The organism is Chryseobacterium lactis, assembly GCF_003815875.1.
GTDB lineage: Bacteria > Bacteroidota > Bacteroidia > Flavobacteriales > Weeksellaceae > Chryseobacterium > Chryseobacterium lactis.
Map to the genome: position 1 here is coordinate 2,492,382 of NZ_CP033924.1, position 25,113 is coordinate 2,517,494.

At 38.7% G+C, this 25,113-nt stretch carries 24 protein-coding genes and 1 pseudogene; 22 read left to right on the plus strand and 3 right to left on the minus strand.

Annotation, left to right across the window (positions count from 1 at the left end):
• Positions 1 to 48 precede the first annotated feature (48 nt).
• The 22 genes and pseudogenes from EG342_RS11030 to EG342_RS11135 all read left to right on the plus strand — a co-directional run bounded on the left by EG342_RS11030 (position 49) and on the right by EG342_RS11135 (position 18,034).
• The gene (locus tag EG342_RS11030) at positions 49 to 816 is read left to right on the plus strand and encodes a nucleotide-binding protein (RefSeq protein ID WP_103290928.1); all 768 of its coding nucleotides are present in this window, start codon (positions 49 to 51) and stop codon (positions 814 to 816) included.
• 1 nt (position 817) lies between these two features.
• Positions 818 to 1,225: a DUF3408 domain-containing protein gene (locus tag EG342_RS11035; protein WP_103290926.1), complete on the plus strand. Its 408-nt coding sequence runs from the start codon at positions 818 to 820 to the stop codon at positions 1,223 to 1,225.
• Between the two features lies 1 nt (position 1,226).
• Positions 1,227 to 1,523 (plus strand): DUF3408 domain-containing protein, encoded by a 297-nt coding sequence (locus EG342_RS11040; protein ID WP_246008770.1) that lies wholly within the window; start codon positions 1,227 to 1,229, stop codon positions 1,521 to 1,523.
• 217 nt (positions 1,524 to 1,740) lie between these two features.
• On the plus strand, positions 1,741 to 2,142 hold the full coding sequence (locus EG342_RS11045; protein ID WP_123868078.1) for a hypothetical protein: 402 nt from the start codon (positions 1,741 to 1,743) through the stop codon (positions 2,140 to 2,142).
• 47 nt (positions 2,143 to 2,189) lie between these two features.
• A complete protein-coding gene (locus EG342_RS11050) occupies positions 2,190 to 2,591 on the plus strand; it encodes a hypothetical protein (protein ID WP_103290918.1) in 402 nt (133 codons plus the stop codon).
• Positions 2,592 to 2,619: 28 nt separating this feature from the next.
• Positions 2,620 to 3,822, plus strand: coding sequence for a hypothetical protein (locus tag EG342_RS11055; RefSeq protein ID WP_103290916.1), 1,203 nt, complete (start codon positions 2,620 to 2,622; stop codon positions 3,820 to 3,822).
• A 136-nt stretch (positions 3,823 to 3,958) separates the two neighbouring features.
• Positions 3,959 to 4,753, plus strand: a complete 795-nt coding sequence (locus tag EG342_RS11060; RefSeq protein ID WP_103290914.1) for a hypothetical protein — start codon at positions 3,959 to 3,961, stop codon at positions 4,751 to 4,753.
• Between the two features lie 191 nt (positions 4,754 to 4,944).
• Positions 4,945 to 5,253 carry a DUF4134 domain-containing protein gene (locus tag EG342_RS11065; protein WP_002981486.1) on the plus strand — a complete coding sequence of 103 codons (309 nt, stop codon included), beginning with the start codon at positions 4,945 to 4,947 and terminating at the stop codon, positions 5,251 to 5,253.
• A 26-nt stretch (positions 5,254 to 5,279) separates the two neighbouring features.
• Positions 5,280 to 6,119 carry a DNA adenine methylase gene (locus tag EG342_RS11070; RefSeq protein ID WP_103290912.1) on the plus strand — a complete coding sequence of 280 codons (840 nt, stop codon included), beginning with the start codon at positions 5,280 to 5,282 and terminating at the stop codon, positions 6,117 to 6,119.
• A gap of 1 nt (position 6,120) precedes the next feature.
• Entirely contained in the window at positions 6,121 to 6,468 is a 348-nt protein-coding gene (locus EG342_RS11075) for a DUF4133 domain-containing protein (protein WP_103290909.1), read from the plus strand.
• A 15-nt stretch (positions 6,469 to 6,483) separates the two neighbouring features.
• A pseudogene (locus tag EG342_RS11080) lies at positions 6,484 to 9,059 on the plus strand (TraG family conjugative transposon ATPase).
• Between the two features lie 22 nt (positions 9,060 to 9,081).
• The gene (locus EG342_RS11085) at positions 9,082 to 9,714 is read left to right on the plus strand and encodes a DUF4141 domain-containing protein (RefSeq protein ID WP_103290907.1); all 633 of its coding nucleotides are present in this window, start codon (positions 9,082 to 9,084) and stop codon (positions 9,712 to 9,714) included.
• Positions 9,715 to 9,729: 15 nt separating this feature from the next.
• On the plus strand, positions 9,730 to 10,755 hold the full coding sequence (traJ, locus tag EG342_RS11090; RefSeq protein WP_002981474.1) for a conjugative transposon protein TraJ: 1,026 nt from the start codon (positions 9,730 to 9,732) through the stop codon (positions 10,753 to 10,755).
• A gap of 2 nt (positions 10,756 to 10,757) precedes the next feature.
• Positions 10,758 to 11,381: a conjugative transposon protein TraK gene (gene traK / locus EG342_RS11095; RefSeq protein WP_103290905.1), complete on the plus strand. Its 624-nt coding sequence runs from the start codon at positions 10,758 to 10,760 to the stop codon at positions 11,379 to 11,381.
• Between the two features lie 55 nt (positions 11,382 to 11,436).
• Positions 11,437 to 11,718 (plus strand): hypothetical protein, encoded by a 282-nt coding sequence (locus tag EG342_RS11100; RefSeq protein ID WP_002981471.1) that lies wholly within the window; start codon positions 11,437 to 11,439, stop codon positions 11,716 to 11,718.
• Complete coding sequence (gene traM, locus EG342_RS11105) at positions 11,699 to 13,033, plus strand: conjugative transposon protein TraM (RefSeq protein ID WP_103290903.1); 1,335 nt, start codon at positions 11,699 to 11,701, stop codon at positions 13,031 to 13,033. The genes EG342_RS11100 and traM overlap by 20 nt, the downstream gene beginning before the upstream one ends.
• 24 nt (positions 13,034 to 13,057) lie before the next feature.
• Positions 13,058 to 13,939 carry a conjugative transposon protein TraN gene (traN, locus tag EG342_RS11110; RefSeq protein ID WP_103290901.1) on the plus strand — a complete coding sequence of 294 codons (882 nt, stop codon included), beginning with the start codon at positions 13,058 to 13,060 and terminating at the stop codon, positions 13,937 to 13,939.
• Between the two features lie 14 nt (positions 13,940 to 13,953).
• Complete coding sequence (locus EG342_RS11115) at positions 13,954 to 14,511, plus strand: conjugal transfer protein TraO (RefSeq protein ID WP_103290898.1); 558 nt, start codon at positions 13,954 to 13,956, stop codon at positions 14,509 to 14,511.
• Positions 14,512 to 14,526: 15 nt separating this feature from the next.
• Entirely contained in the window at positions 14,527 to 15,003 is a 477-nt protein-coding gene (locus EG342_RS11120; protein ID WP_103290895.1) for a DUF3872 domain-containing protein, read from the plus strand.
• A 287-nt stretch (positions 15,004 to 15,290) separates the two neighbouring features.
• Positions 15,291 to 16,049: a helix-turn-helix transcriptional regulator gene (locus EG342_RS11125; RefSeq protein WP_123868079.1), complete on the plus strand. Its 759-nt coding sequence runs from the start codon at positions 15,291 to 15,293 to the stop codon at positions 16,047 to 16,049.
• Between the two features lie 136 nt (positions 16,050 to 16,185).
• Complete coding sequence (locus tag EG342_RS11130; protein ID WP_246008771.1) at positions 16,186 to 17,664, plus strand: DoxX family protein; 1,479 nt, start codon at positions 16,186 to 16,188, stop codon at positions 17,662 to 17,664.
• A gap of 112 nt (positions 17,665 to 17,776) precedes the next feature.
• Positions 17,777 to 18,034: a DUF6520 family protein gene (locus tag EG342_RS11135; protein WP_103290889.1), complete on the plus strand. Its 258-nt coding sequence runs from the start codon at positions 17,777 to 17,779 to the stop codon at positions 18,032 to 18,034.
• A 15-nt stretch (positions 18,035 to 18,049) separates the two neighbouring features.
• Here the strand turns inward: EG342_RS11135 and EG342_RS11140 are convergent, their stop codons facing one another.
• The 3 genes from EG342_RS11140 to EG342_RS11150 are packed head-to-tail and all read right to left on the minus strand — an operon-like array spanning position 18,050 to position 25,021.
• Positions 18,050 to 20,551 carry an alpha/beta hydrolase family protein gene (locus EG342_RS11140; protein ID WP_103290887.1) on the minus strand — a complete coding sequence of 834 codons (2,502 nt, stop codon included), beginning with the start codon at positions 20,549 to 20,551 and terminating at the stop codon, positions 18,050 to 18,052.
• Complete coding sequence (locus tag EG342_RS11145; protein WP_103290884.1) at positions 20,551 to 21,912, minus strand: RagB/SusD family nutrient uptake outer membrane protein; 1,362 nt, start codon at positions 21,910 to 21,912, stop codon at positions 20,551 to 20,553. Before EG342_RS11145 ends, EG342_RS11140 begins: the two co-directional genes overlap by 1 nt.
• A 10-nt stretch (positions 21,913 to 21,922) precedes the next feature.
• Entirely contained in the window at positions 21,923 to 25,021 is a 3,099-nt protein-coding gene (locus EG342_RS11150) for a SusC/RagA family TonB-linked outer membrane protein (protein ID WP_103290882.1), read from the minus strand.
• Between the last annotated feature and the right edge of the window lie 92 nt (positions 25,022 to 25,113).

Here is a 25,113-nt window from a genome sequence, read left to right on the forward strand (position 1 = left end):
TGCTCTTTGATACAACTTTAAAATTAAGAAGCTATAAAATAATATAATATGGAAAAAAAGAAAGAAGCCTTAAAGGTAAGCATTTATGCGCAAAAGGGCGGAGTTGGTAAATCGACAATGACGATTCTTCTTGCGAGCGTTTTGCATTATCGTCTTGGATATAATATCGTGGTACTGGATTGCGATTTTCCGCAGCACAGCCTTCTCGGTATGCGCGAAAGAGATAAGCGTACCATTATGGAAAGTGATTTTCATAAGCGGTTGGCCGTAAAACAATTCCATACGATCAATAAGAAAGCCTATCCGATCATTAAGTGTAAGGCGGAGAACGCACTTGAAAAAGCCTTTGACTACTGTGAAAGCAGCTCCGTTCAGCCGGATATTATTTTTTTCGATCTCCCTGGAACTGCCAATACGCAGGGCGTTATCGGTGCTTTAAAGGGCATGAACTACATTTTTTCGCCAATTACCGCAGACCGACTTGTCGTTGAGAGTACATTGGCATTCAGTGAGGTTTTCCTGAAACTTCCCGCACAGAACAAAAATGCACTTGAGCAATCACTGTTCCTATTCTGGAATCTGGTTGATGGTAGGGAAAAGACAAATCTTTATAATTCTTATCAAACTGTAATAGAGGGATTATCACTGAAGAGTATGGCAACAAGGATCATGGACAGTAAGCGGTTTCGGAAAGAAATGGACGACACAGGGAGCTATGTTTTCAAGTCCACGCTTCTACCTGCCGACTTACAGATTTTGAAAGCTACGCGCGTAGATGAATTTGTTAAAGAATTTTTAAAAATAATTCATATCTGAGATGGCAATAAAGAAAGATCGTAAAGAATTTCAGAAACCCATCATAGATGAGGAGTACCTGATGAATATTATGAGTGGCGATGAGCCTTTCCCCGAGGCAAATCCGGAGGAAAGCACCGATAAAGAGTCAATTCCCACGCCTAAAGTTGAGAAGTCCAGACCAAGATCCGTTAAAAAAATGGATTACGAAGAATTGTTTCTTGTCAACCGTTTTCCGACCGGGAGGAGTGGGAAGGTTGTTTATATCCGATCGGAATATCACGAACGGCTTCTGCGCATAGTGCAGTTGACACGTGAGGACAAAATAACGCTGTATTCTTACATAGACAATATACTGGAAAATCATTTTCGAGAATATGGTGATGAGATTACCGATTATTTCAATAAAAAATTTAAACCCATTTTATAAGATGAAAAAGCAAAATAGGAAGGTTGAAGTTACTGTTAAAGTTCATCAGCAGGTAACTTATGAAAATGTGAGTTATGAATCGCTTTTCCTCTCAGATACTTTGATGGAAAAACGTGGCGATAAGAGCATCTATGTCAGTGGAGAGCATCATACCAGATTATCCAGAATCGCCAGTGTGATCGGTGAGGATAAAATCCCGTTATATGCGCTATTGGATAATATATTAAGACATCATTTTGCGCTTTTTGAAGAAATGCTCGTCAGGGAGTTCAAGGACAAATCAAAGCCACTTTTTTAAGATCATGGAAACTTTAATACAGACCGTAATATTGTTCTGCCTAATTGTCGTGATTATACTATTGCTGGTCGATAAGGTTAGGTTCATAAAACCACAGCGGAAAATATTTCGAAAGGTTGAGCAGATAGCCGAACCGGATGTCATAGGGAAGGTCACAATTCCTGAAAAGGAAAAAACACCCGTGTGGCTTGCCAATAGGAAAAAGTTAATCGAACAAATGTTGACAAATAAGACGGATCAAGGCAACGAAGATCCAACCAGAAATGACAGGGAAAAAGAAGATGCCTCCAGTTTTAGTAATGAGGAATTTGACGAAACCGATAATATTCCAGTGGATGATGACCGATTTGGGCAGGCAGTTTCTTTAAATGAACTTTCAAAAGTTGGGGACCTGTTGAAGCAGGACAATCTGGATGCAGCGCAGGAAAAAGAAACAAGTTACATCCTCCAAAAAATGGAGGGAACGGAGTTTCTTGCAATGATGCAACAGTCCATCGATGGGGCTTCGCAGAAGATTGCCAGGCTTTTGGATAAGTCGTTATCGGAAAAGCATAATGTCATTCCGAAAGAGAACCAGAATAATGCCCTGGACAATTTTGATATCGGAGACTTTATCTGATACTGAATTTTTAAGGCACTAATCAGTAACAATAAAAAAAAGGAGCTATGATAGCAAAGGATGATCCCGATTATGTGATCGAAGAATACAAAGGCCGGATAATAGCCAGTCATAAAAATAATGTTTCCCAAAAATCAATGGACAACATTATCATCGTTTATGATAAGCTTGATTTTCCCGATTACGGATTTTACATCGGACTTGATGATTCTAAAAGTGCAGGCTACAGGAAAATGGAACCTGTTAATATGGATGATGCCAGAAGTTACATTGATTGGTTAGCAGAAGTGACCAATAAAAAAGACCTCCAGCAAGATTCCTCGGTTTCTGTGCCTGTGCCGATTAAAGAAATTGTGGGCAAGATCTTATCTGAGGTCGGTTTGAGAAGGTTGGAAAATACTGAGGCACAGTCCCCGAGTAAGTCCCGGAAAAAGGGTAGAGGGATCTAATTAGATATTGATAAATTATAAAGAAAGTATGGAAGCAAACCTACCTGAAATTGAAATTTGTGATACTATATTTCAATTTGATATTGATAATTTAGTTTTAATTGAAAAAAAAGATCCATATAATCTCCTGTTTTTCAACGAAATGCTTGACCATCTTACACATTACGAATTTTTTTACAGTAAAATCAATAAAAATACTCCTACGGAAAGACGTTTGGGGCCCGCAGATGATATATTTAACGAATCCGAAAAAAGTAAGGAAGAATTTGCTCAGTCAACAGTAAAAGTAAGCGTTCCACGAATTGCTGAGATTGATCCGGAAGGTATGATGCGGAAATACGGTTGTAGCCGGGATGACATTAAAAATAAAACTGATTTTGACATTATTGTAAATCAGGATGTTCTCAGACGAAGGGTATCTGGTGAACGCGTAAAAATTGATATTGCGGGTATAGTTTATGAAATAGATGCTATTACTAATTCACTTCGGCCACTGAACGGCGATATGGATAGTATCAAATTAACAGAGTATCGGTATGATTATTTTATTGATGATGAAAGTTGCTATTACTTATACTGCAACATGAATGACGGCCGTATCGTCGATCTGCTTCGAGATCAAACGGTCGAAAATTCAATAGAGTTTAAAGTTCCGGATCTTACAAACTTAGATCCAATTGCAGTTATCAATAATTTTCATTTCCTTACAGATCTTGAACTATATTATCAGGATCTTAAAATGTTTCATATTGCCGAACCGTCACAACAGCAGATCAATGGAAATGCTTTGCTAAACAGTGATTTTACAGTTAAAAATCCAGATCTGAAGACCTTGATTCTGATCTCAGAAAATGATCCTGATTTTACTCTAAAAGAATACCGAAATTATATTATTGCAAGTAGTAATGAAAGTCGCCTTCTTGATAAAGACCTGACTGTAATCTTTGAAAAAAACAACAAGCCTGAAAATGCACAGGTAATCATCCCTGCTTCTAAACAGTCTACTAACAATATTGAGCAAGGTATAAATGAAGCAATGAAGCATATTGATATTCTTGTTGATAATCCTAATATTATATCCAATAGCTCAGTATTGAGTAATGCTCTTTCCATAAATCAATATCTTGAACTGTACCATTCGCAAGGTAAATTAGAAGCGAAAAAATTATTGCCGAAAAATGAAAAATCAGCAATTGAGAATCCCCAGAAAGGGACGCGGCCAAAATTTTGAATGTAGACATTTTTGATATTAGATAGGAAAACCACGGAAAAATAGTACCTCAAGGTTCTGCAATTCACCAAATATGTAACTCTACGGCACAATTTAGCTCAGCAATTAAATTAAAAAAAATAATAAAAGCTGAGTTATGGAAAAAGAACTACCGATCTATACAGATCCAGATTACGGAATCGAGTTTATTGTTGATGTGGAGAAATTCGAATTTCGGGAAAGGGCCAACCCCGAAACCCGTTACACATTAGAAGATATGATCGATCTGGAGGAAGAAGGATACCGCTTTCATCATTTCGATAAAACGAGTAGACAGAATTTAAGTATAACTCCTCCACAGTTTGTAACGCTTGCCCCTAGGGAGATGGCAGAAAAGTATAATAAGGCTGTTGAGGAAATTCTTTTGCTGACCGATTTTGAGCTCATGGTCGATCAGGAGGCACTGACAAGAAGAATTAAACATGGAGAACTTCCAACGGTTGAAATTGGAGGGCACATCTTTTATGCAGATGCAAGGATAGATCTTTTAAGGCCTAAAGATGTTCTATCAACAATGGGTATACGTTTTGATGATCTGGAGGATTGGTATGTTGAGGATAAAAATGTCTATGCCTTTCCTTACGATCCCAAAAATTTTGAAATAGGAGATCGAGAATGGGATAAAATACTGGACTACCCCATAGATTTAATTTTTGTTGAAATTCCTTATGCAAGAACCCTTGATCCGGTGGGATGGAACCGAAGAAATGGATGGGAGGAAATGGAAGGTTTAAAAGAAACGGGCCTCAGACTTGACTTTAAGGCCGAGTTGGTGCCGTGGAATAAATCTGGAATTGATGAAATTATCTCGGAAAATAGACTTAAACAGCCGATCAGGGAAGCAGTTAAAGACAATGAAAGGAAAGAAAATAAAAAGGGGCGAAAAATGTAGCCCACAGCAGTGCAGCCGCCAGACTTGAAAGTCTGGCGGTTTTTTTATGCCTTTTTCCGAACTCCGATTAGGACAATAACGGCAAACTTAGTACGTCTGATACCACCTGCCCCCAAATGCGATCCTAACTGCGACACCTTTGTTTCCAAGCCCGCAAAGGCGGGTATTACAAACTTTAAATGTAATGAAACATGAAAAAATCAAGACAAAAAATTCTGCTGGCGTTGTTGTTTATTTCGCTTATCAGCAACGGGGCTTTTGCGCAGGGAAATGGTGCTGCAGGTATTCAGGAGGCAACGCAGATGGTTACCAGCTATTTTGATCCGGCCACCAAGCTGATTTATGCTATCGGTGCAGTGGTGGGACTGATCGGCGGCGTGAAAGTGTACAACAAATTCAGTTCGGGTGACCCTGACACTTCAAAGACAGCGGCGAGCTGGTTCGGAGCCTGTATATTCCTGATTGTCGCTGCGACCATTTTGCGATCATTTTTCCTTTAGGCTAACCCTATTAATTTTTTTCAATTATGACAAAAAGTAAGATGGCTACGCCATTGACCTATTATGGCGGAAAGCAACAGCTGGCCAGGATCATTATTCCGCTTATTCCACCACATTATACCTACGTTGAACCGTTTGTTGGGGGAGGAGCGATATTCTGGTCAAAACCGAGATCTGAGGTTGAGGTGATCAACGATTACAACCGTGAGCTGATCAACTTCTATGAGATGGTAAAAAATCAGTTTGTTGAACTGGAAAAAATGATCCGTATAACGCTTCACAGTAGATCCCTTCATAGCGATGCGCTTGTGATCTATAATAATCCCCATCTCTTTGACAGATTACCACGGGCCTGGGCAGTCTGGGTTTTATGTAACCAGTCTTTCAGCGCAAAAATCGGCGATTCATGGGGTTACGATGTACAGGAGCAGACCTCATCCAAAAGATTGAGCAATAAGCGTGCGTCATTCTGTGAAGATTTTGCAATACGCCTTCAAAATGTTCAGATCGAAAATACGGATGCCATTAGGATCATCAATTCACGCGATCATGAAAAGGCTTTTCACTATTGTGATCCGCCTTATTTTAATAGTGACTGCGGTCATTACGATGGGTATAGCAAACATGATTTTGAATCTCTGCTATTGTGTCTATCCCATGCGAAGGGAAAGTTTCTTTTGAGCAGCTACCCGAGTGATATCCTGAACAAATTCAGCCGCGATCTTGACTGGCATACTGTCAAAATGCAGAAAGAGGTGCTGGTCGATAAACATTCGGGAAAAGTAGCCAAGAAAAAGATCGAAGTACTTACCGCCAACTATGACCTGGATATCGTGCAGGGAACGCTAAACTTTAAATCATACTGAAATGAGAACCTGGAATATCAATAAGGGTATCGGCTGTACAGTTGAATTTAAAGGTTTGAAAGCGCAGTATCTTTTTGGATTTGCCGGCGGGCTATTACTGGTACTTATCCTTGTCATGGTACTGTACATGGCGGATGTAAATATGTATGTCTGTCTTTCAGTAGGGTTTATTTCCGCTTCACTGATCATCTGGAAAACTTTCAGCCTGAACAACAAATACGGTGAACATGGACTGATGAAATTAGGTGCAAAAAGAAAGCATCCACAATATATCATCACCCGTAAACCTGTGCAATCTTACCTTAATCACCAAGCTGCGAGAGGTAAGAAAAATCAAAATTTTAACTAAATCTTAATGGTTATCATGAGAAATATCTCTAAAACAACTACGTTAGAAAGCCGTTTTCCCCTCCTTGCAATTGAAAATGATTGCATCATTTCGAAAGAAGGAGACCTTACGGTGTGTTTCCGTCTAAGGCTTCCGGAAATTTTTACGGTAGGCACGGATGTATACGAATCCATTCATTCCTCATGGAGTAAAGCGATCAAAACTTTGCCGGATTATAGTATCCTGCACAAACAGGACTGGTATCTAAAGGAAAACTACCAGCCGGATCTTGAAAAAAGTGAACATAGTTTTTTGTCACGTTCTTTCCAGCTTCACTTTAATGAGCGACCGTTTCTGAACCACTATTGCTATATTTTTCTGACGAAAACGACAAAGGCACGGATGCAGTCCCAGAGCAATTTTAGCAGCTTGTGCAAGGGTAATCTTGTGCCCAAAGAAATAAAGGATAAGGAAGGAATGCGGCATTTTCTGGAATCGGTGAGCCAGTTCCAGCGTATTATCAATGACAGTGGTCATATAACAATGGATCAGCTGGGTGAAGCTGAAATATTGGGAAGCGAAGGGAAAACCGGAATTCTTGAACAGTATTTTACATTGTCGCGTGAGACCAATCCCGTTCTGCAGGATATGGCTCTGGGAACAGAAGAGCTCAGGGTTGGGAGCAAGAGGATGGTACTTCATACATTATCCAGTACCGATGATCTTCCCGGTACTGTTTCTGACTGCAATCGCTACGACAGACTTTCAACAGATCGCAGTGACTGTATGTTGTCTTTTGCCAGTCCTGTGGGACTGATGCTGCGCTGTGACCACATTTATAACCAGTACCTGTTCATCGATAATAGTTCTGAAAACCTCAAAAAATTTGAGAAGTCGGCCAGAAATATGCATTCACTGGCACGTTATAGCCGGGCAAACCAGATAAATAAGGAATGGATAGAACGTTATCTGAACGAGGCCCATTCACACGGTTCACCATCGATCAGGGCCCATTATAATATATTCGCATGGAGTGAAGACCGACAGGAGCTACGCAACCTGAAAAATGATGTCGGAAGTGCGCTTGCGCTAATGGAATGTAAGCCCCGCCATAATACGGTCGATGCTGCCACCTTGTTCTGGGCGGGAATTCCCGGTAATGCGGGTGATTTTCCTGCCGAAGAATCCTTTTACACTTTCATTGAACCGGCACTATGTTTTTTTACCCAGGAAACCAACTATCAAGATTCGTTGTCGCCATTTGGGATTAAGCTTGCGGACAGACTGACTGGGAAACCGGTGCATTTGGATATCAGTGATCTTCCCATGAAAAAGGGGATCATTACGAATAGAAACCGTTTCATTTTAGGGCCATCTGGGGGTTGGCGGGCTATTCTTAATTGAGTAGCCCGCCAGCCCACCAAAAAAATGGAAGTGGAAAATCATTCTTCACCAATCATATGGTGAGACAATATTATGAACAGGGAACTCATGTGCTTTTAGTAGATACGGGTAATTCTTATCAGGGGCTTTGCGAACTCATCAAAGGGAAGACAAAAGGAAAAGACGGTGTTTATTTCACCTACACCGAGGACAACCCCATCTCATTCAATCCTTTCTTTACCGAAGATAATGTCTTTGATATCGAGAAAAGAGAAAGCATTAAGACCTTGATTTTGACCCTATGGAAGAGGGACGACGAGGCTCCCCGACGTAGCGAGGAAGTCGCTTTGTCCAATGCAGTAGCCGGATACATCGAACGGATTAAAAATAGCAATGAAATACCCTGCTTCAATGGATTCTATGAATACGTGAAAGGGGATTATAAGAAGGTACTGCAGGACAAAGAAGTCCGTGAAAAAGACTTTGACCTCGCCAATTTCTTAAATGTTCTGGAACCGTATTATAAAGGCGGTGAGTATGACTACTTACTAAACTCAGAAAAAGAGCTTGATTTGCTTAATAAGCGATTTATTGTCTTTGAAATTGATGCGATCAAGGATCACAAAATTCTTTTTCCCGTGGTTACAATAATCATCATGGAGGTCTTTATCAACAAGATGCGGAGATTGAAAGGTATCCGAAAGATGATATTGATTGAGGAAGCGTGGAAGGCAATTGCTAAAGAAGGAATGGCCGAATATATACGCTATTTATTCAAAACCGTCAGGAAATTCTTTGGGGAAGCAAATGTGGTAACACAGGAGATTGATGATATAATACAATCTCCCATTGTCAAGGAAACAATCATTAACAACAGTGACTGCAAGATCCTGCTGGACCAACGAAAATATGCCAACAAATTTGACGACATCCAAAAGATGCTTGGTCTCACCGAAAGGGAAAAATCGCAGATCCTTTCGATTAATCAGGACAATGATCCTAATCGTAAGTACAAGGAAGTTTGGATAGGGCTTGGAGGCACTCATAGTGCAGTGTATGCTACAGAAGTGAGCGAACAGGAGTATTTGGCCTATACAACAGAGGAATCGGAGAAAATGCAAGTGATGGATCTAGCCCATGAAATGGGCGGGGATGTTGAAGCCGCCATAAAAAAAATATCACTGAAAAAGATCAAAGGCTTATCACCTGGCGATCATCCCAATAATTAAACAATCTTAAAAATTTAGAAAAATGAAAAATTTATTAATGACCGTGTTTATGGCATTGTCACTAGCCATCACACAAAAAGCAAATGCGCAATGGGTAGTTACCGATCCGGCAAATCTCATCTCAGGTGTTCTGAACAGCGCCAACGAAATTGTACAGACCTCAAACACTGTAAGTAATGTGGTAAAGAATTTTAACGAAGTCAAAAAAGTGTATGAGCAGGGCAAAGAATATTATGACAAACTAAAGGCTGTCAACAATCTGGTGAAAGATGCGAGAAAAGTGCAACAGACCGTTCTTTTGGTCGGGGATGTTAGTAATCTCTATGTCAATAATTTCTCCCGTATGCTAAACGACAAAAACTTCTCTGCAGCGGAACTGGTAGCCATTGGAAATGGGTATTCATCGCTGCTGAATGAGAGTACAGAACTACTCAAGGAATTGAAGCAGATCGTAAGTTCCAGCAGCCTTTCACTGAATGATAAGGAGCGTATGGAGATTATAGACCGTGTCTACAAGGAGGTAAAGGAGTATCATAGCCTGGTAAGATATTTTACGAACAAAAATATCTCTGTAAGTATCCTGCGTGCAAAAAAGCAAAATGACACCAAGCGTGTCATGGACTTATATGGTACAGCTAATCAAAAATATTGGTAATAAATTCTCACGGTTATGGAATTTAACAATTTACATGAGATCCTACGGGGCCTCTATGATGAAATGATCCCCATGTCGGAAACGATGGCGGTTGTGGCAAAAGGAGTTGCGGGTCTGGGGGCTCTCTTCTATGTGGCGTTAAAGGTCTGGCAGGCATTGAGCCGGGCGGAACCTATTGACGTTTTTCCCTTACTGAGACCTTTTGCAATAGGCATCTGTATAATGTTTTTCCCGACGATAGTATTGGGGACAATTAACGGTGTACTTAGCCCAATTGTTAAGGGTACACACTCGATGTTGGAAGGGCAGGTTCTGGATCTAAACACTTTGCAGCAGCAAAAAGATGTACTGGAAAAAGAAGCGATGTTGCGGAATCCCGCAACGGCCTACCTAGTCTCCGATGAGGAGTTCGACAAAAAGCTTGATGATCTGGGATGGTCATTTGAAGACATTGCAACGATGATGAATATGTACAGGGACCAGGCGGTTTATAATATAAAGCAGGAAATCAAGCAGCAGTTGCGCGAATTACTGGAGCTTTTATTTCAGGCGGCGGCACTTGTTGTGGATACGATCCGTACATTTTTTTTAATTGTTCTATCAATCCTCGGGCCCATTGCTTTTGCTATTTCTGTGTGGGATGGTTTTCAGAGTACGCTCAACCAGTGGCTTACACGGTATATAAGTGTATATCTCTGGCTTCCGGTTGCTGATCTTTTCAGCGCAATGCTGGCGAAAATAAATGCCATGAGCGTCCAGCGGGATATAGAACTGTTAAGTGATCCCTCATTTGTGCCCGATCCCGAGAATAGTGTTTACCTGATTTTTATGATCATAGGAATTGTAGGATACTTTACCATACCTACTGTTACAAGCTGGATCATTCAGGCTGGAGGTGCAGGAAACTTTACACGCAATGTCAGTCAGGCTGCGATGCGCACAGGAAATGTTGGCGCTGCCGCTGCCGGAGCTGCAGTGGGGAATATTGGGGGTGAACTGTTGGATAATAAGAGCAATGGACAGGGACAAAAAAGCAATTGATTATGGAATTCAGAACGTTAAGAAATATTGAAAATAGTTTTAAGCAGATCAGGCTATACGCCATTGTCTTTGCGATACTGTGTTTAGCGGTAGCAGCTTTTGCGGTGTGGAAATCGTATTCCTTTGCATCGGTACAACGGGAGAAAATATATGTTCTTGATCAGGGAAAATCGTTGATGCTGGCACTCTCACAGGATGCGAGCATAAACCGTCCCGTTGAGGCACGTGAGCATGTCAGGAGGTTCCATGAGCTTTTTTTTACGCTGGCACCAGATAAATCTGCGATTGAAAGCAATATGAAACGGGCATTCGACCTGGCGGATAAAAGTGCTTTTGATTATTATCGTGACCTTTCTGAAAAGGGGTATTATAACAGGATCATATCCGGGAACATTCAGCAAAGAGTTGAAGTGGACAGTGTGGTCTGTGATTTTAATACTTATCCTTATTCTGTCACCACCTACGCCAAGCAGTTTATCATCCGGTCCAGTAATCTTACCCGAAGGAGCCTTGTCACATCATGCAATCTGCTCAATAGTGTGCGGTCAGACAGCAATCCACAGGGCTTCCAGATTTTAAAATTTTCAGTCCTTTCCAATAAGGATGAGGAAGTGATAGAGCGGTAGAGAAAATTAGTCCTCTCCATAGAAGGGGGAGGCGTTATGGTTCAAAATTTAGAAAATGAAAAATATTAGAACAACAATCGATAATGAGCTTGAGAAGCTCGATCTGAGATGGCGGAATTTACCCGTCCGTAAACAGATCAGATATGTACTTTATCTATTCGCATTCTACCTGCTTATGGGCGTAGGCGTACTGGTCAAAGTATTTTATGATCTGGGAAAAGGGGATAAAATCGATATAAGCCATATCGAAGTACCAGCTGTGATTCATAATGAATCTTCTTTGAAAGATTCTGTTAGAAATCCTAAAACTATACACAATGGAAGAGAAAGAGAATAAGAGGATCAGTTTAATTGTGGATGAAGATTCTACAGAAAATTCGGAAAGCAGTTCCTCAAAAAATGATAAGCTTAAAAAGCCCATCATCTTTGGCCTGATGGCCATTGTTTTCATCGCCTGTCTTTACTTGATATTTAAACCTAAAGATGGTGGTGAGGAAAATAAGGATAAAGGGTTAAAAAATGCCGTACCTGAGGCCACAGACAAAGGGCTGCAGGCGGATAAACAGAAGGCTTATGAGAAGGAAATGATTGAAGAGAGGGAAGCTGCAAAGCGCAATTCGCTGATGTCATTGTCAGATTATTGGAATAGTTCCGATACCTCAGTTAGCGGTGAAGTTCCCGTGGCAAAAGTTAATGGCGGTAACTCAGGAGGATATGCGATGACCGGTACACAGAATAATTCCTTGAGCAGTTATCAGAATGCACAGCAAACCCTGGGGTCGTTTTATCGGGATGATGACCGCGAAAAATTGGCGCTTCGCAAACAGGTAGATGAACTCAAAGATCGGCTTTCAGAAAAGGACGTTCCTCAGACACCTACCTATAAGGACCAGCTGGCATTAATGGAAAAATCGTACGAAATGGCTTCACGCTATCTTCCTTCAGGAAATACATTACCCACAAACCCTGCGATCAATGTTGGTCAGCTTACCGATTCAACAGCGATAAAAACAACTACTCTAACAAGCAATAAAGGGAAGATCGAAAGTTTGAAAGGGTCCAAAAGGGGGATTGTAACAGCCTTGTACCGCGAAGAGGATGCAGCGGAGATTTTAAATGGCATCGGAGAGCGTAATATAGGCTTTATCACGCCCGGACAAGTTGCCCAAAGTGATATTGTCAGGAATAGTATACGAGCAATGGTGATGGAAACAAAAACATTATCAGGGGACGGGTCGCTAAAGTTGAGATTATCCGAAAATGCAATGATTGGCGGTTATCATGTTTCCAAAGGAACGGAACTGGTGGCAGATACCAAATTTCAGGGAAATAGGTTGCAGCTAAAGATCAGCGCAGTTGAAATATCTGGAAATATTGTTCCAGTCGAGATTCTAGTTTATGGCACTGACGGTCAGCTTGGGTTATTTGTCCCACGTTCAGACGAGATCAATGCCGCGGGAGAAATAGCGGCAAACATGAGCCAGAGTTCCGGGATGAATATTTCTATGTCGCGGTCGGCGGGACAGCAGGTTGCAAGTGATCTGAGCAGGGGACTGATACAGGGCGTTTCAGGTTTTTTTTCAAAAAAATTAAGAGCTGTCAAGGTAACAGTGAGGTCAGGTCATCAAGTACTGCTGGTGACCAAAAAATAAAGTAATAACAATAATAATCATACTATGATAACAATCAAAAATATACTGATGATCCTGCTTTTTGTGGGACTGTTTATCAAGACTTTTGGTCAGCAGTCGCTCGAAAAGGGAAGGGTAGAACCTTATAGGCTGGAAGTAACATATAACAAAACCTGCCATATTATTTTTCCTTCAACTATCAGGTACACAGATCTGGGATCGAGTTATCTTATTGCTGAGAAAGCAGAGGATGCACAGAACGTCCTGCGTATAAAGGCAGCAGTTAAGGATTTTGCGGAGGAAACCAACTTTACAGTAATTACAGAGGATGGCCAATTTTATAGCTTTAATGTTATTTATAATGCTGATCCATATACGCTGAGCTACGATTTAAAGAAAATGAAAATTGATGCTGAGCGTGAGGAAGGGAGAAACGTTCAGTTTGAGGAGCTTGGTTTTAATCCACCATCCTTAACAGAAGTTGCGCTGAAAACTATATATCAGCAGAATAAAAGGTATATAAGACACATCGCGTCCAGATCCTATGGAATTCAGTCTGTTCTTAAAGGTATCTATGTCCATAACGGTAAGTTTTACTTCCATGTGGAAGTTAAAAATAGATCAAACGTACCTTTTGTCGTGGACTTTTGTACCTATAAAATCGAGGATAAGCAGATTGCAAAAAGAACGGTTTCTCAGGAAAAGCAATTAGCTCCTTTAAGGCAGTATCCTGGTCTGGAAGTAATCTCAGATAATTCAATCGCTGGCAATGTGATACTTCTTGATCAATTTACAATCACTGATGAGCAGGTGCTAAGGATTGAAATTTTTGAAAGGAATGGAGCAAGGAACCAGGTGCTGGAGATTGAGAATTCGGATCTGGTTGCTGCGAAGCCCGTATCTGAAATGAAGATTAAGGTTAATTAATAAAGCAAGGAATTATGAAAAAGTATATCATCTTTTTGGTACTGGCCATTATGAGCATCCCATTGTATGCGCAGCGCATGGTGTATAAACAGAAATCTTTGGAAGTTAATACAGGACTTTTAAATGCAGATCGAATAGGCAAAGATTTCTATATCAATTTGACATTGAACAGTTTTGCAAAACACGGCAACTACTGGATCTGGGGACTTGAATATCAAAAGAAGACAGCAGACTATAAAACTTGGAATATCCCATTGGAAGACTTTCTTGGAGAGGCAGGTTATAGTATAAAGCTTCTTTCAGATTCAAGGAAATTTATTACTCTGAACGGAGCTGTTACGGGAGTAGCAGGCTTTGAATCGGTCAATAAAGGAGATAGTCTGCTCATGGATGGCGGAATACTAAAAAACAAAAATGGATTTGTTTTTGGTACTGGCGGGAGATTGTCCTTAGAGACCTATATTTCAGACCGGGTTGTTTTTATGCTGCAAGGTCGGATCAGGATATTATGGGGCAGCGATCTCGAGCGTTTTAGACCATCAATGTGTTTGGGCTTACGTTTTAACTTTTGAAAATCAGAAAAAGATATGAAGAATATATTTTATAAGTGGGAGACGACGATAGGATCGGTTTTTCTCGGATTTATTGCTATTTTAGGAATTATATTTCTCTCGGGATGCGAAAAGGAAGTGCTAGATGTACAGGAAGTTTTCCCTTTTGAGGTGAAGGTTATGCCGGTTCCAAAGGAAATAGGAATTGGTGAAACAGTTGAAATACGCTTTTCTATAATTTCAAATGGAAATTATACAGGTAATACGTACAGGCTAAGGTATTTTCAAAATGATGGACAGGGCAGTTTAAATTACGCTGGATATAAACCTTATTTGCCAAACGATCTTTATCCGTTGGCAGAAAAAGAATTTCGTCTGTATTATACATCAGAATCTTTAGTTTCACAACAATTTGACGTATGGATAGTTGATAGTTTTGGTAATGAGAAGCAAATTTCTTTTCAATTTAACAACAAAAAGCTAGGGCCTATCATTATCGGTCCGGTTAGATAATAGTATAGTTAAATAGATGTAAAAGCTATTAATACGGTGAATGCCTTACACTACCAGAGTGAGAGCATGCTCGATTGGACGGCCGAATGGCCGTCCTTTTTTGTTACAATTAACTTGTAAAAGTGAAATTATGTAGGTAAGATCGATTTTTTTAAATTGAAATATTTCTTTATTAAGGTAAAAATGTTAGATTTATATAACTATAGACCATAAATTACACTATACGGAAACTTAATTATCGCTGTCGCTGAGATCGGTCTTGTTCTGTTATCAAATTATAGATTGTAATGAATTTTTATATTGTTTCATTGTTGGATGCGATGGCTGAGCAAAACCTCTCAATATTTTGCGATCTTAATTTTGTGAAATCTGCAGGTCTTTTTTCTGATCTGCATGAAATTTCAAAACGTTTCAAGATTATTACTGATTTTTATTTTTCTTTCTTAAAAAAGCTTGACTATCTACCACCGAAAGCAGTGATATCTGATCATTTTGGTTACTATGATTTTACTGATGTCAATGGATATAATAGGACCGTAAATGAAGTTTTTCGTAACCTAAATCATAAAAGCATTGTTTTTAGAGATGTACTGCCTGTTCAAGTGCGTTATACCGATAAAGATAATATGCATTTGGTTGTAGGTTTATGCCGTATAGAAAATATAAAGAAAAGCTTTCTGCATATAGTTGATCTCTGCCTACCTAAAGATGAAATTAAAAATATCCCATCAGAGGTAACCTATGTAAAGGAAATACTGGATGAATATGTTCATCATGAAAAACAAACCCTGCGTGCATTCATAGAGGCAAAGGGGTTTAATTATAATCTCTTTCAACGACACTGCAAAATATGTTTTGGGGATTCCTTTTACAGTTTTTGGTTAAAGGCAAAGATGATTGAGGCGGTTGAAGATATCGTCTTTACGACGATGAGTTTAAAACAGGTGGCATTTAAAAATAAATTTCTTGACTACCAAAATATGTATAAGGCTTTTATACGTCATGGTGTTGGTCTGACAACAATTCCTCGATTAGCTAATTTATAACACTCTAAGTTACTATTGTACATACTTTTGTTGCATATTGGTATAAGATTATTACATATTGGTATATAAATGTTAATATTGTCAATATTTAATTTTACTACAATTGCGAAATTTGTCATAATCAATGCCAGTGATTATGATAGGATTCATTAAAAGATATTTTGTAAAGGCGGTAAGTTTTCTTCTTGCGTTGCTATTTATATATGCAGCTGCCAGCAAATTATTTGACTTTGAAGCATTTCAGGTTCAATTAGCCCAGTCACCGCTACTGAGTGCATATGCTGGTATTATTTCTTACGGAATTTTGATCATTGAATTTGCAGTGGCGTTCATGTTACTTATTCCAAATAGTAATAGGTTGGGATTATATGCATCTATCGGGCTTATGTCCGCATTCACATTATATATTTATCTTATATTAAATTATAGCGATTTTGTCCCATGTTCATGTGGGGGTATTCTGGAAAAGCTGGGATGGACAGAACATCTTATTTTTAATATCTGGTTTTTAGTGTTAGCAATTATTGGGTTGTATACTCTAGTGAAAAAGACTGGAAAATCTGGACTGAAAGGACTTGGTTATGCAGGGCTTATTATTGTTGCAAGCTGTCTGGTTGTTATTGGACTTTTTCGAAGCTCAGAACATATCATTAAAAGTGAAAATAGTTTTATAAGAAGATTTTTACAACATCCAATACTTATAGAAAAAACAAGAGACTTAAAAGTGAACTCCTATTATCTGGCTGGAATTCATAATGGAGTCCTATATCTAGGGAATATAAGTGCGCCATTAATTATTACAACAATCGACACTTCCTTAAATAGGTCTACGCGGAAGCGTACTTCTATTGATAAAAAAGATTACAATTTCAGAAATATAAAACTCCAGATCCAAGGGCCATATTATTATTTGTATGACGGTACAGTTCCTATTATTTATCGGGGGCATCTTAATGATTCAATAGCAAGGACGTTAAGTTATCAGGATGCTTTTTTTAATCAGTTGGTCGTAATTGATTCTACAAGGTTTGCCATACGAACACAGCGAGGTTCGGATCATCGTTATACATTAGCTACACTTGATGTTAAGGGTGATTCAAAGGTGAAATTAAAACCAGATATACTTCAAGGACAGATTGATGGTGTTTTTGATGTAGACGGTTCACTAATTTCCAACAGCAATGCGACTAAATTAGTATATACATATGTTTATCGAAATCAGTTTATCGTGATGGATAGCACAATGAAAATTGAAAATAGACTTCACACTATCGATACGACAACACGTGCAAAAATTACCATAAGCAAACTATCGGATGGGACAAAAAAAATGGGCGCTCCTCCATTTAGTGTAAACAAAAGATCTGTTATTGCAGGTGATTTACTATTTAATGAATCGAACCTGATGGGTAAATATGAGCCATCCGAGTCTTGGAAAACGTCAGCTATAATAGATGTTTATCGTTTGGACCGACAGAAATATATGGGCAGCTTTTATATAGATCATAAAAAAGGTGAAGCCTTATCTTCCTGGTTGGTAAACGGGAATTATCTGTATGCCATTGTTGGCAATGAGTTGCGCCGTTATAAAATCAGGGGGGAAGCTTTTAAGTAGAATTATTTGTGAAATCGGCAGTTCTGGGAGCCGTCGGTGGATAGGGATAAAAAAGGGAATTAGCCGAAAACCCTGTAATAGAGTAGGCGATAACCAATTAAATTATGATAGCATGAAAAAGTTACTTATTCCTGTTCTTACTGTAGCAGTAGGCATAGGAGCTGCTTTTGCTGGCAATCAGGTGAGTAAATCATCTAAAATCATTCCTACTTACCGTATTGAAGGTACACAATGTGTGGAGGTAAATCAGGACTGTGATAACGGAGGTGATTTCCTTTGTACTCTTGATGGAGCAAGTTCCGTGCAGTTGTATCAATTTAAATTGAACGAAACAACATGTTCTACTGAAATGCACAGAAGTCAGCCGTAAAAAAAGAAAGGATGCCTAATCGGCATCCTTTTTCATTTGATTGATCCACTCTATATCTTTTTCATTTTTCAGATAGTAATCCCACCACTGGATTATCCTTTCAGTAAGATCTTTTTCAGCAGGTGTTCCGTTGAAAAAAGCATGGCTTTGATCAGGGTAAAATAGAGCGATCACATCTTTTTTATAACGTTTTAAGCCGATAAAAAATTCCATTACCTGATCCCATTGAATGTTTTCATCTTTTTTGCCCGCCCATAGGAGGATCGGGGCAGAAACATTTTGTACATTCAATATTGGACTATTTTTAAGATATAAAGATTTATCTTCAGCAACCGATTTACCTAATGCATATTGTTCGCTTTCAAACTGCCAATAAAAGGGGCTTATAAAGTTGTTATTGTAGGAATAGTATGAGCGAATTATATCACTGTTTCCTGCACCTGAAACGTATGCTGTAAATCGGTTAGAGTGAGTGGCGATAAAATTTGTTTCATATCCACCATGTGAATGACCTCCAAGTCCAATTTTTTCGGAATCAATATTCGGATTTAGTAAAACACGATCCAATCCCCGGTTAACGCACTCCAATGCTGATAACCCAGTACCAGAATCATCATATAAAATATCCGGTAGAAAGACAAAGTATCCTCTTTCAATTAATGTCCTAATCTGGAAGCCTACCGGAAAGTCATTGTTCGGAGAAAGATATTCATTTGATTCCTGCCTTTGGCGTTGATAAATATGAACGACCATCGGGTATTTTTGCTTTGGATTAAAATCAATAGGATAATATAATATGCCATTGAGTTTCTGCCCAACTGCATCAAATGTTAGTATTTCTTGTTTAATTTTTGCGGCTTTTTTATCTGTATTATTATTCTCAAAAAATGTTTCTCCCTTTTTTTCCATAGTATAGTGCTGCAAAAAAGGCGGCAGATTGAAATTTTCTTCTAATGTGTATAAGTCTTTAAATTTTTGATCGAATATGATGTGATTAATTCTATTCCCAGTCGGCGGAACTACTATTCGAAGTTTTCCGTTTTCACTAAGAAAATAAGTAGTTATATTGCTTTGTAGGTTATACCCTTCTATTAAAAATGGGCCATCAACTGATGTGCTCAATATCCTGTTATCATTTTTATATATATTACTTTTTATCCTGGTAATTTGTCCCTGAGCAATTTTTGTTTGCATAAGGTGTTTTGTTTTGAGGTTATAAATCCATAAACCATCCGAACTTTCAAAATAGATATTGTCACTTTTGCCAGAGAAGACCGGAAGTTCAAGACCTTCCTTTTCGATCACCGATTCTAATTTTCCGGATACATCAAAAAGTGTCCATTTAAGGCCGTCCGTACTTGCAAGAAATTTTTTTCCATCTGGCGACGATACAATTTGCTCATATATTGTTTTATACACTTTTCTCCTGTTTAATCTGCTCATTGCTTTAAAACTTCCAATAGTGATCAATGAATCTGTTATTCTATCATAAATAGCGGCATCATTTAGATCCTCTGGGCTAAGATTCGATGTCAGGTAATTGAAGTCCTTCCTAGGAATGTAACATAGGAAGTACCTTTTACTGTTTAGAGATTTAATGTCGAGATCGTGAGGCAGTTTTAATTCTTTGGCAGAGATTTCATCAGGATTGTAGAACCAGAACTTTCTAAGTACGGGCTTAAAGTAGAATTTGTCCAGTCCTAAAAAGGCATCATTACCATACCAAATATCAACAACTTTCGAGGGACTTTCCCTAGATCTTACGCTTGCATTAATTAAAAATGCTTTTCCTTTCTGAATCTCAGTGAATGAAATTTCGGCCAATTTTGGTATTTCGACTTTTAAATTATTCTCTGCTTTGTTCACAATTGTAAGCTGATCACTATCGTGGTCCTGCACCAATTCTGTAATAAATAGTTTGTTGCCCGAAATACTGGCTTCAATTTTCCGTACAGGATTAACAGTACGGTAGATACAATGAATATTTTTGGCAGCTAGATCCCATATTTCAAAGATATTTTCATTTTTTCGTACAATAAATAATTTGTTCTCTCTGCTGATACCAAATCCCTGTACATTATTTAATTGGCCGATTTTTTCACGAGCTTCATAAATAGCTATTTCTTTATTGTTTGTTAAAAGCGCATAACGGTTTGATTTAGCTAATATGTAAATGTTGCTAATATTAGCATACTGAACTTTATCACCGTTATTAAGGTTATAAATTTCAACTTTATCCCTGCTTTTTCCAATAATGAGGTGTTCATTTATGAAGTTTGCAGTTCCCGATATTTTGTGGATTTTTTTGCCGTTTGCCGTTTCTGCAATATAGGTGGTATCTGCACCATTACCGGAAAATTTGTTTATAGCTATCCATTTTCCTTTCGGTGAAAGTGTCGGTGTACCTCCAAATTTTGTAAAATTAACTTTCCATGCAGGTAAAGTGTCAAGTTTGTTTTGTCCGCAAACCCAAATGCAACCTACTAAAAGTAATAGTATTTTTATTAAATTCCACATTAATATCCCGTATTTTGAGGTTTGAGATTAGCATTTAGAAGAATTTCCTTTTGAGGAACGGGCCATAATTGGTGGAAATCTTTCCAATTGGGCTTGTTGGTCTGCAGTGTATTTAATTTTCCTGCTCTTTTTAAATCTAAGAATCTATGCCCCATTTCTACAAAAAACTCTCTGTTATCTTCCAGCAGGATCTCCTGAATAAGTAGATCTTTGCTTATCGGCAAGTTGAGAGGAGCGAGTTGTGCTCTCAATCTGGTAGCATTGACATATGGTAATGCCTCATTAATCTTATTCTGCTCAGTAAGTGTTTCGGCCAGTAATAGGTAAGCTTCTTCAAGCCTAAATACAATTGAATATTCATTAGTATTTGTATTATTTCGGTTTTTATACTTTTCTACACGATAGTATGATACCCCGCCAAAATCTACTCGTCCTATCCAATTTTGTTTGCGGAGGTCGTTATCTTGAAAAGTATTGATCAGCGATTCTGAGAGTGCATAAGAGTAGGGCAGGGAGTTCGTAAAGTAGAATGAAGTTGCCTGGCGCAGTGAAGTATTGTTGTTAGGTTTGAGCTGCCACAATACTTCTTTTGCAGATTTTGTAAAAACCTTAGTTATGTCAGATTCTATCTGATATATGGGGTTTTGAGTGATTTCCTTTAGTAGAATTTCGGCTTTATTCCAGTTCTGCTCTGCCATATAAACTTTAGCCAGAAGTAATTTTGCCACAGATCTGTTCGGATATATTCTTTCCGGATCTTTATAGTCATTTTGAAGCAGGGAAGATACTTCCAAAAGATCATGTTCCAAATTTGTCAGCACGGTGATTGAGGGTGTTTTTGCAATGACATTATTGACTTTGTAATCTGTTGATTCAGGATATGGAATATCTCCATAAAGTTGGTTTAAATAGAAGAACATAATACTTCTTGTTAATAGAGCCTGCCCACGGAACCAGTTTTTGTCACTGGTTGTGATTCCGTGGGAACCAGAAATTCCCTCTAAAATCGCATTCGCAGTATATATGTGCTTGTATGCTGTGGCCCATGTATTTAACATGACGCTGTTTGTATCCGTATGCAGATTTAAAAATATGTCTCTGCTGTCGGATGCTATTGTTGTATAATCACGTAGTTCATCGGTATAAGAGCTTAGATAAGTCTCAAGATCGCCCCCTGCAATCGGTGAGCTTTTCATCAGATCAGCATAGTGTGCCGCCAGAGCTGCATTAGCTGTCTGAACATCCTCAAAAACTTTACTTTGGTCAATTTGATTGTCAGGGGTTTTAACATCTAGCAATCTGTCGCAGGATGCGGCTGTTATAACAACTATCATCAGTATGATAAAATTTATCTTTTTCATTTTCTTTTTTTTAAAGGTTAAATTGAATTCCGAAAGAGTATGTTCGGAGAGGAGGTAGAAAACCGGAAGTTAGGGCTTCGGGATCAACTCCGAAAAATTTTGTCCAAGTCCAGAGGTTCTGCCCCTGAAAATAAATTTTTACATCTCTAAAAACACCTTCGGTCAGAGGTAAGGTATACCCTAACTGGATATTTTTTAAACGAATGAAGGATGCGTCAGAAACTGCAGCTGTGCTTGTTCGGAACAAGTTATGTGTGTTCGTGTTTAAGGTGCTGTATGGCATGTAGTAACCGGAGGGGTTTTCGGGTGACCAAACATCAAGTACCTGTGTAGGCTGATTGCTCATCGTACCCGGCAGCGACATAATGGAGTTATAATTCCAGCCTTTCTTCTTGACAAATTGAAAGAGAACGGATAAATCCCAGTTCTTATAATGGAAGCTGTTACTCCATCCTCCAAAAAATTTGACACCGATATCAGCTACAACCTGTCTGTCTTCGGGACTGGTAATTTTACCGTCACCGTTAAAATCTTTAAATTTATATTGACCTGTCGATGGATCGATTCCCTCAAACTGATATAGTTTTACTATATTGGTTGGCTGGCCGATTACATATTGGTTAGCGTAAGATGAACCTGCAAGTCCTGGGAATGATAGGAGCTTGTTGCGCGGGAAACTTATGTTAAAACTTGACTCCCACTGCAGGTCTTTCTTTGACAATGGCCGGCCTGTAATTTCTATTTCCAGTCCTTTATTTTCAATTGTTGCATTAAGATTTGCCATAACACTGGAAAAGCCTGTCACTGCTGAAAGCTGATATCCCACCAACTGACTTGAAGATCTGTTACGATATAATGAAGTACTTAGATTTAAACGATTTTTAAAAAAGCCTAACTCAACTGCTGTTTCCAATTTTTTGGTTATCTCCCAGCTGTAATCTGGATTGTAAAGACGTGAAGGAGAGAGACCAGTAATGTTGTTGTAGATCAAGGATGATGAAACAATATAATTATTAAGGAATTGGAAATCACCAATATTATCGCTCCCTGCTGATCCGTAACTTGCTCGGAGTTTACCAGTACTAAGCCAGCTCAGATTTTTAAGTAGGTTTTCTCTTGAAAAATTCCAGGCTGCTCCTATAGCCCCAAAATTAGCAAATCTGTTATTGGGACCGAATCGGCTGCTACCGTCTCTTCTCCCTGTTAAGTTAAGTATGTATTTATTTTTAAATTGATAATTTAGCCGACCATAAATTGCAGCATATTTATATTCGATGTTGGAATTTTCCAGCATCATTACTGTTTTTGCAGCGGCAATATTACTGATGAACTGATTGCTTTCGAAACCGAATCCCAGTTCTTCTTCTGTATCTCTTATAATATTCTGAAAAGTTCCCCCAACAAGGAGCTGTAGGTTATGGTTACCCCAGCCTTTTGTCCAGTTCACCTGCGGTTCTACGATAAATGAAAAAATATCCTGTTTTTTCTGCCTTGCCTGTGAATTGGCACTTGAAAGTCCGCTGGCTATGTTTGGATTGTAGATTGTATTTGGTTGCAGAGCCAATTCATCGATGATTGTATAATTAAGTCCTGCGTTAATCTTGATTTTAAAATCTTTAAAGAGCTTGTATTCGGAGTTTAAGTTAGTCTGGAAAAGTTTTGTATCATTGTTATATGACGCGTTATAGGCCGCCAGTGGATTTGTAAATGTATTATTTGCCCAATTCAGACTTCCATCGGCGTTGTAAAGTTGAGGGGAAATGGGAGACAGTGTAAAAGCTTTAGCAGTCAGATCGCTATATATAACGTTATTTTTTTGTTGTGTGAACAGATTTGAAACATTGATCTGAAAACGGTTATCTTCTGAGCGATGTGACAAATTTGAGCTAAAATTATTGGAAGTATATTTAAAATCCTGCCCATAGACGGTGGTCTGTTCGTTGTGACCTAAACTTAGTAAAAAGCTTGTTGTTTTGCTTCCTCCATTTGCTGACAACTGGGTGTTGCTCGTAGTCGCTTTTTTACCTATTAAGACTTTTTGCCAATCAATTCCATTCTGCTGATCCCACACACCATTTACATCATAGGCATTTGATGGGTAAGTGGCAATGCCATCATTTTTATAGGCTGTACGGCGCATGTTTAGGTATTCATCTTTATTGAGCAGGGTGAGATTGGATATAGCTTCGCTTATTCCATAATTGGTAGAAAAATTCAGGCGTACTTTGCCGGATTTACCTTTTTTTGTAGTTATCAATATAACACCATTTGCTCCTCTTGAACCATAGATTGCGGTGGCATCGGCATCTTTTAGTACTTCGATGCTTTCGATATCATTTGGATTGATTGTATTTAATGGGTTGATATTACCACCGGGTATTATTGTCGATGAGATCTGCGATTTCTGGGGACTTATTTCAGTAAAGGGAACGCCATCCACAACATAGAGAGGGACGTTACCGTTTTGTTCTGTAAAAGATCCTGTTCTTAAACTGTTTTGTCCTCTGATCTGAATCTCAAATCCTGCGCCTGGTACACCACTATTCTGAATAATGTTAACCCCTGTCATGCGCCCCTGAACAGTTGATAGCACATTGGTCACAGGCTGGTTTTCGATGTCCCTAGCTGAAACTTTCGTAATGCTTCCAGTTTTATCTTTGTCACTGACTTTGTAATATCCGGCATTTAGCGTTATTTCATCAATGATGTGGATATCAGATGATTCGCTTATGGTATCCTTTGTCGCTAATGATAGTGAAGACCATTCCGAATTAGCAGCTTTCGATCTGTTTTTTTTCGGTCTAATGATAACGCTATTATTGTCAATTAAAGTTTCTACTGGAATATCTTTCAGAATTTTATTGAGACAGTCCAGCACCAGTTCATTTTTACATCTGGTTGGTTGTACAGTGAAATCTTTAAGATCATCGTTTGAGTAGATCTTATCTTTTACATTTTCTGATATAAATTTACCTACTGCTTCTGATGCAGTTGTTTTTCCAATTTCAAAATTTACCCTCTTCGTTGAGAGTTTTTCTTGGGCATACAGCCCTTGGCAGCTTATTGATAAGATGAGGATCAATAGTACTGCTCTGCAAAGTTTTTTCATTATTTTTGCATAGGTATTTATAATTAATAATCGATCGAACAGTTATTGGTTGAATACTTTTGGCCGACGGTTGCACCCGTCGGTCTTTTTGT

Bases quoted from the DNA above. Each gene is read 5' to 3' on its own strand.
- EG342_RS11030 (WP_103290928.1), top strand. From the start codon at position 49: ATGGAAAAAAAGAAAGAAGCCTTAAAGGTAAGCATTTATGCGCAAAAG.
- EG342_RS11035 (WP_103290926.1), top strand. From the start codon at position 818: ATGGCAATAAAGAAAGATCGTAAAGAATTTCAGAAACCCATCATAGAT.
- EG342_RS11040 (WP_246008770.1), top strand. From the start codon at position 1,227: ATGAAAAAGCAAAATAGGAAGGTTGAAGTTACTGTTAAAGTTCATCAG.
- EG342_RS11045 (WP_123868078.1), top strand. From the start codon at position 1,741: ATGTTGACAAATAAGACGGATCAAGGCAACGAAGATCCAACCAGAAAT.
- EG342_RS11050 (WP_103290918.1), top strand. From the start codon at position 2,190: ATGATAGCAAAGGATGATCCCGATTATGTGATCGAAGAATACAAAGGC.
- EG342_RS11055 (WP_103290916.1), top strand. From the start codon at position 2,620: ATGGAAGCAAACCTACCTGAAATTGAAATTTGTGATACTATATTTCAA.
- EG342_RS11060 (WP_103290914.1), top strand. From the start codon at position 3,959: ATGGAAAAAGAACTACCGATCTATACAGATCCAGATTACGGAATCGAG.
- EG342_RS11065 (WP_002981486.1), top strand. From the start codon at position 4,945: ATGAAAAAATCAAGACAAAAAATTCTGCTGGCGTTGTTGTTTATTTCG.
- EG342_RS11070 (WP_103290912.1), top strand. From the start codon at position 5,280: ATGACAAAAAGTAAGATGGCTACGCCATTGACCTATTATGGCGGAAAG.
- EG342_RS11075 (WP_103290909.1), top strand. From the start codon at position 6,121: ATGAGAACCTGGAATATCAATAAGGGTATCGGCTGTACAGTTGAATTT.
- EG342_RS11085 (WP_103290907.1), top strand. From the start codon at position 9,082: ATGAAAAATTTATTAATGACCGTGTTTATGGCATTGTCACTAGCCATC.
- traJ (WP_002981474.1), top strand. From the start codon at position 9,730: ATGGAATTTAACAATTTACATGAGATCCTACGGGGCCTCTATGATGAA.
- traK (WP_103290905.1), top strand. From the start codon at position 10,758: ATGGAATTCAGAACGTTAAGAAATATTGAAAATAGTTTTAAGCAGATC.
- EG342_RS11100 (WP_002981471.1), top strand. From the start codon at position 11,437: ATGAAAAATATTAGAACAACAATCGATAATGAGCTTGAGAAGCTCGAT.
- traM (WP_103290903.1), top strand. From the start codon at position 11,699: ATGGAAGAGAAAGAGAATAAGAGGATCAGTTTAATTGTGGATGAAGAT.
- traN (WP_103290901.1), top strand. From the start codon at position 13,058: ATGATAACAATCAAAAATATACTGATGATCCTGCTTTTTGTGGGACTG.
- EG342_RS11115 (WP_103290898.1), top strand. From the start codon at position 13,954: ATGAAAAAGTATATCATCTTTTTGGTACTGGCCATTATGAGCATCCCA.
- EG342_RS11120 (WP_103290895.1), top strand. From the start codon at position 14,527: ATGAAGAATATATTTTATAAGTGGGAGACGACGATAGGATCGGTTTTT.
- EG342_RS11125 (WP_123868079.1), top strand. From the start codon at position 15,291: ATGAATTTTTATATTGTTTCATTGTTGGATGCGATGGCTGAGCAAAAC.
- EG342_RS11130 (WP_246008771.1), top strand. From the start codon at position 16,186: ATGATAGGATTCATTAAAAGATATTTTGTAAAGGCGGTAAGTTTTCTT.
- EG342_RS11135 (WP_103290889.1), top strand. From the start codon at position 17,777: ATGAAAAAGTTACTTATTCCTGTTCTTACTGTAGCAGTAGGCATAGGA.
- EG342_RS11140 (WP_103290887.1), bottom strand. From the start codon at position 20,551: ATGTGGAATTTAATAAAAATACTATTACTTTTAGTAGGTTGCATTTGG.
- EG342_RS11145 (WP_103290884.1), bottom strand. From the start codon at position 21,912: ATGAAAAAGATAAATTTTATCATACTGATGATAGTTGTTATAACAGCC.
- EG342_RS11150 (WP_103290882.1), bottom strand. From the start codon at position 25,021: ATGAAAAAACTTTGCAGAGCAGTACTATTGATCCTCATCTTATCAATA.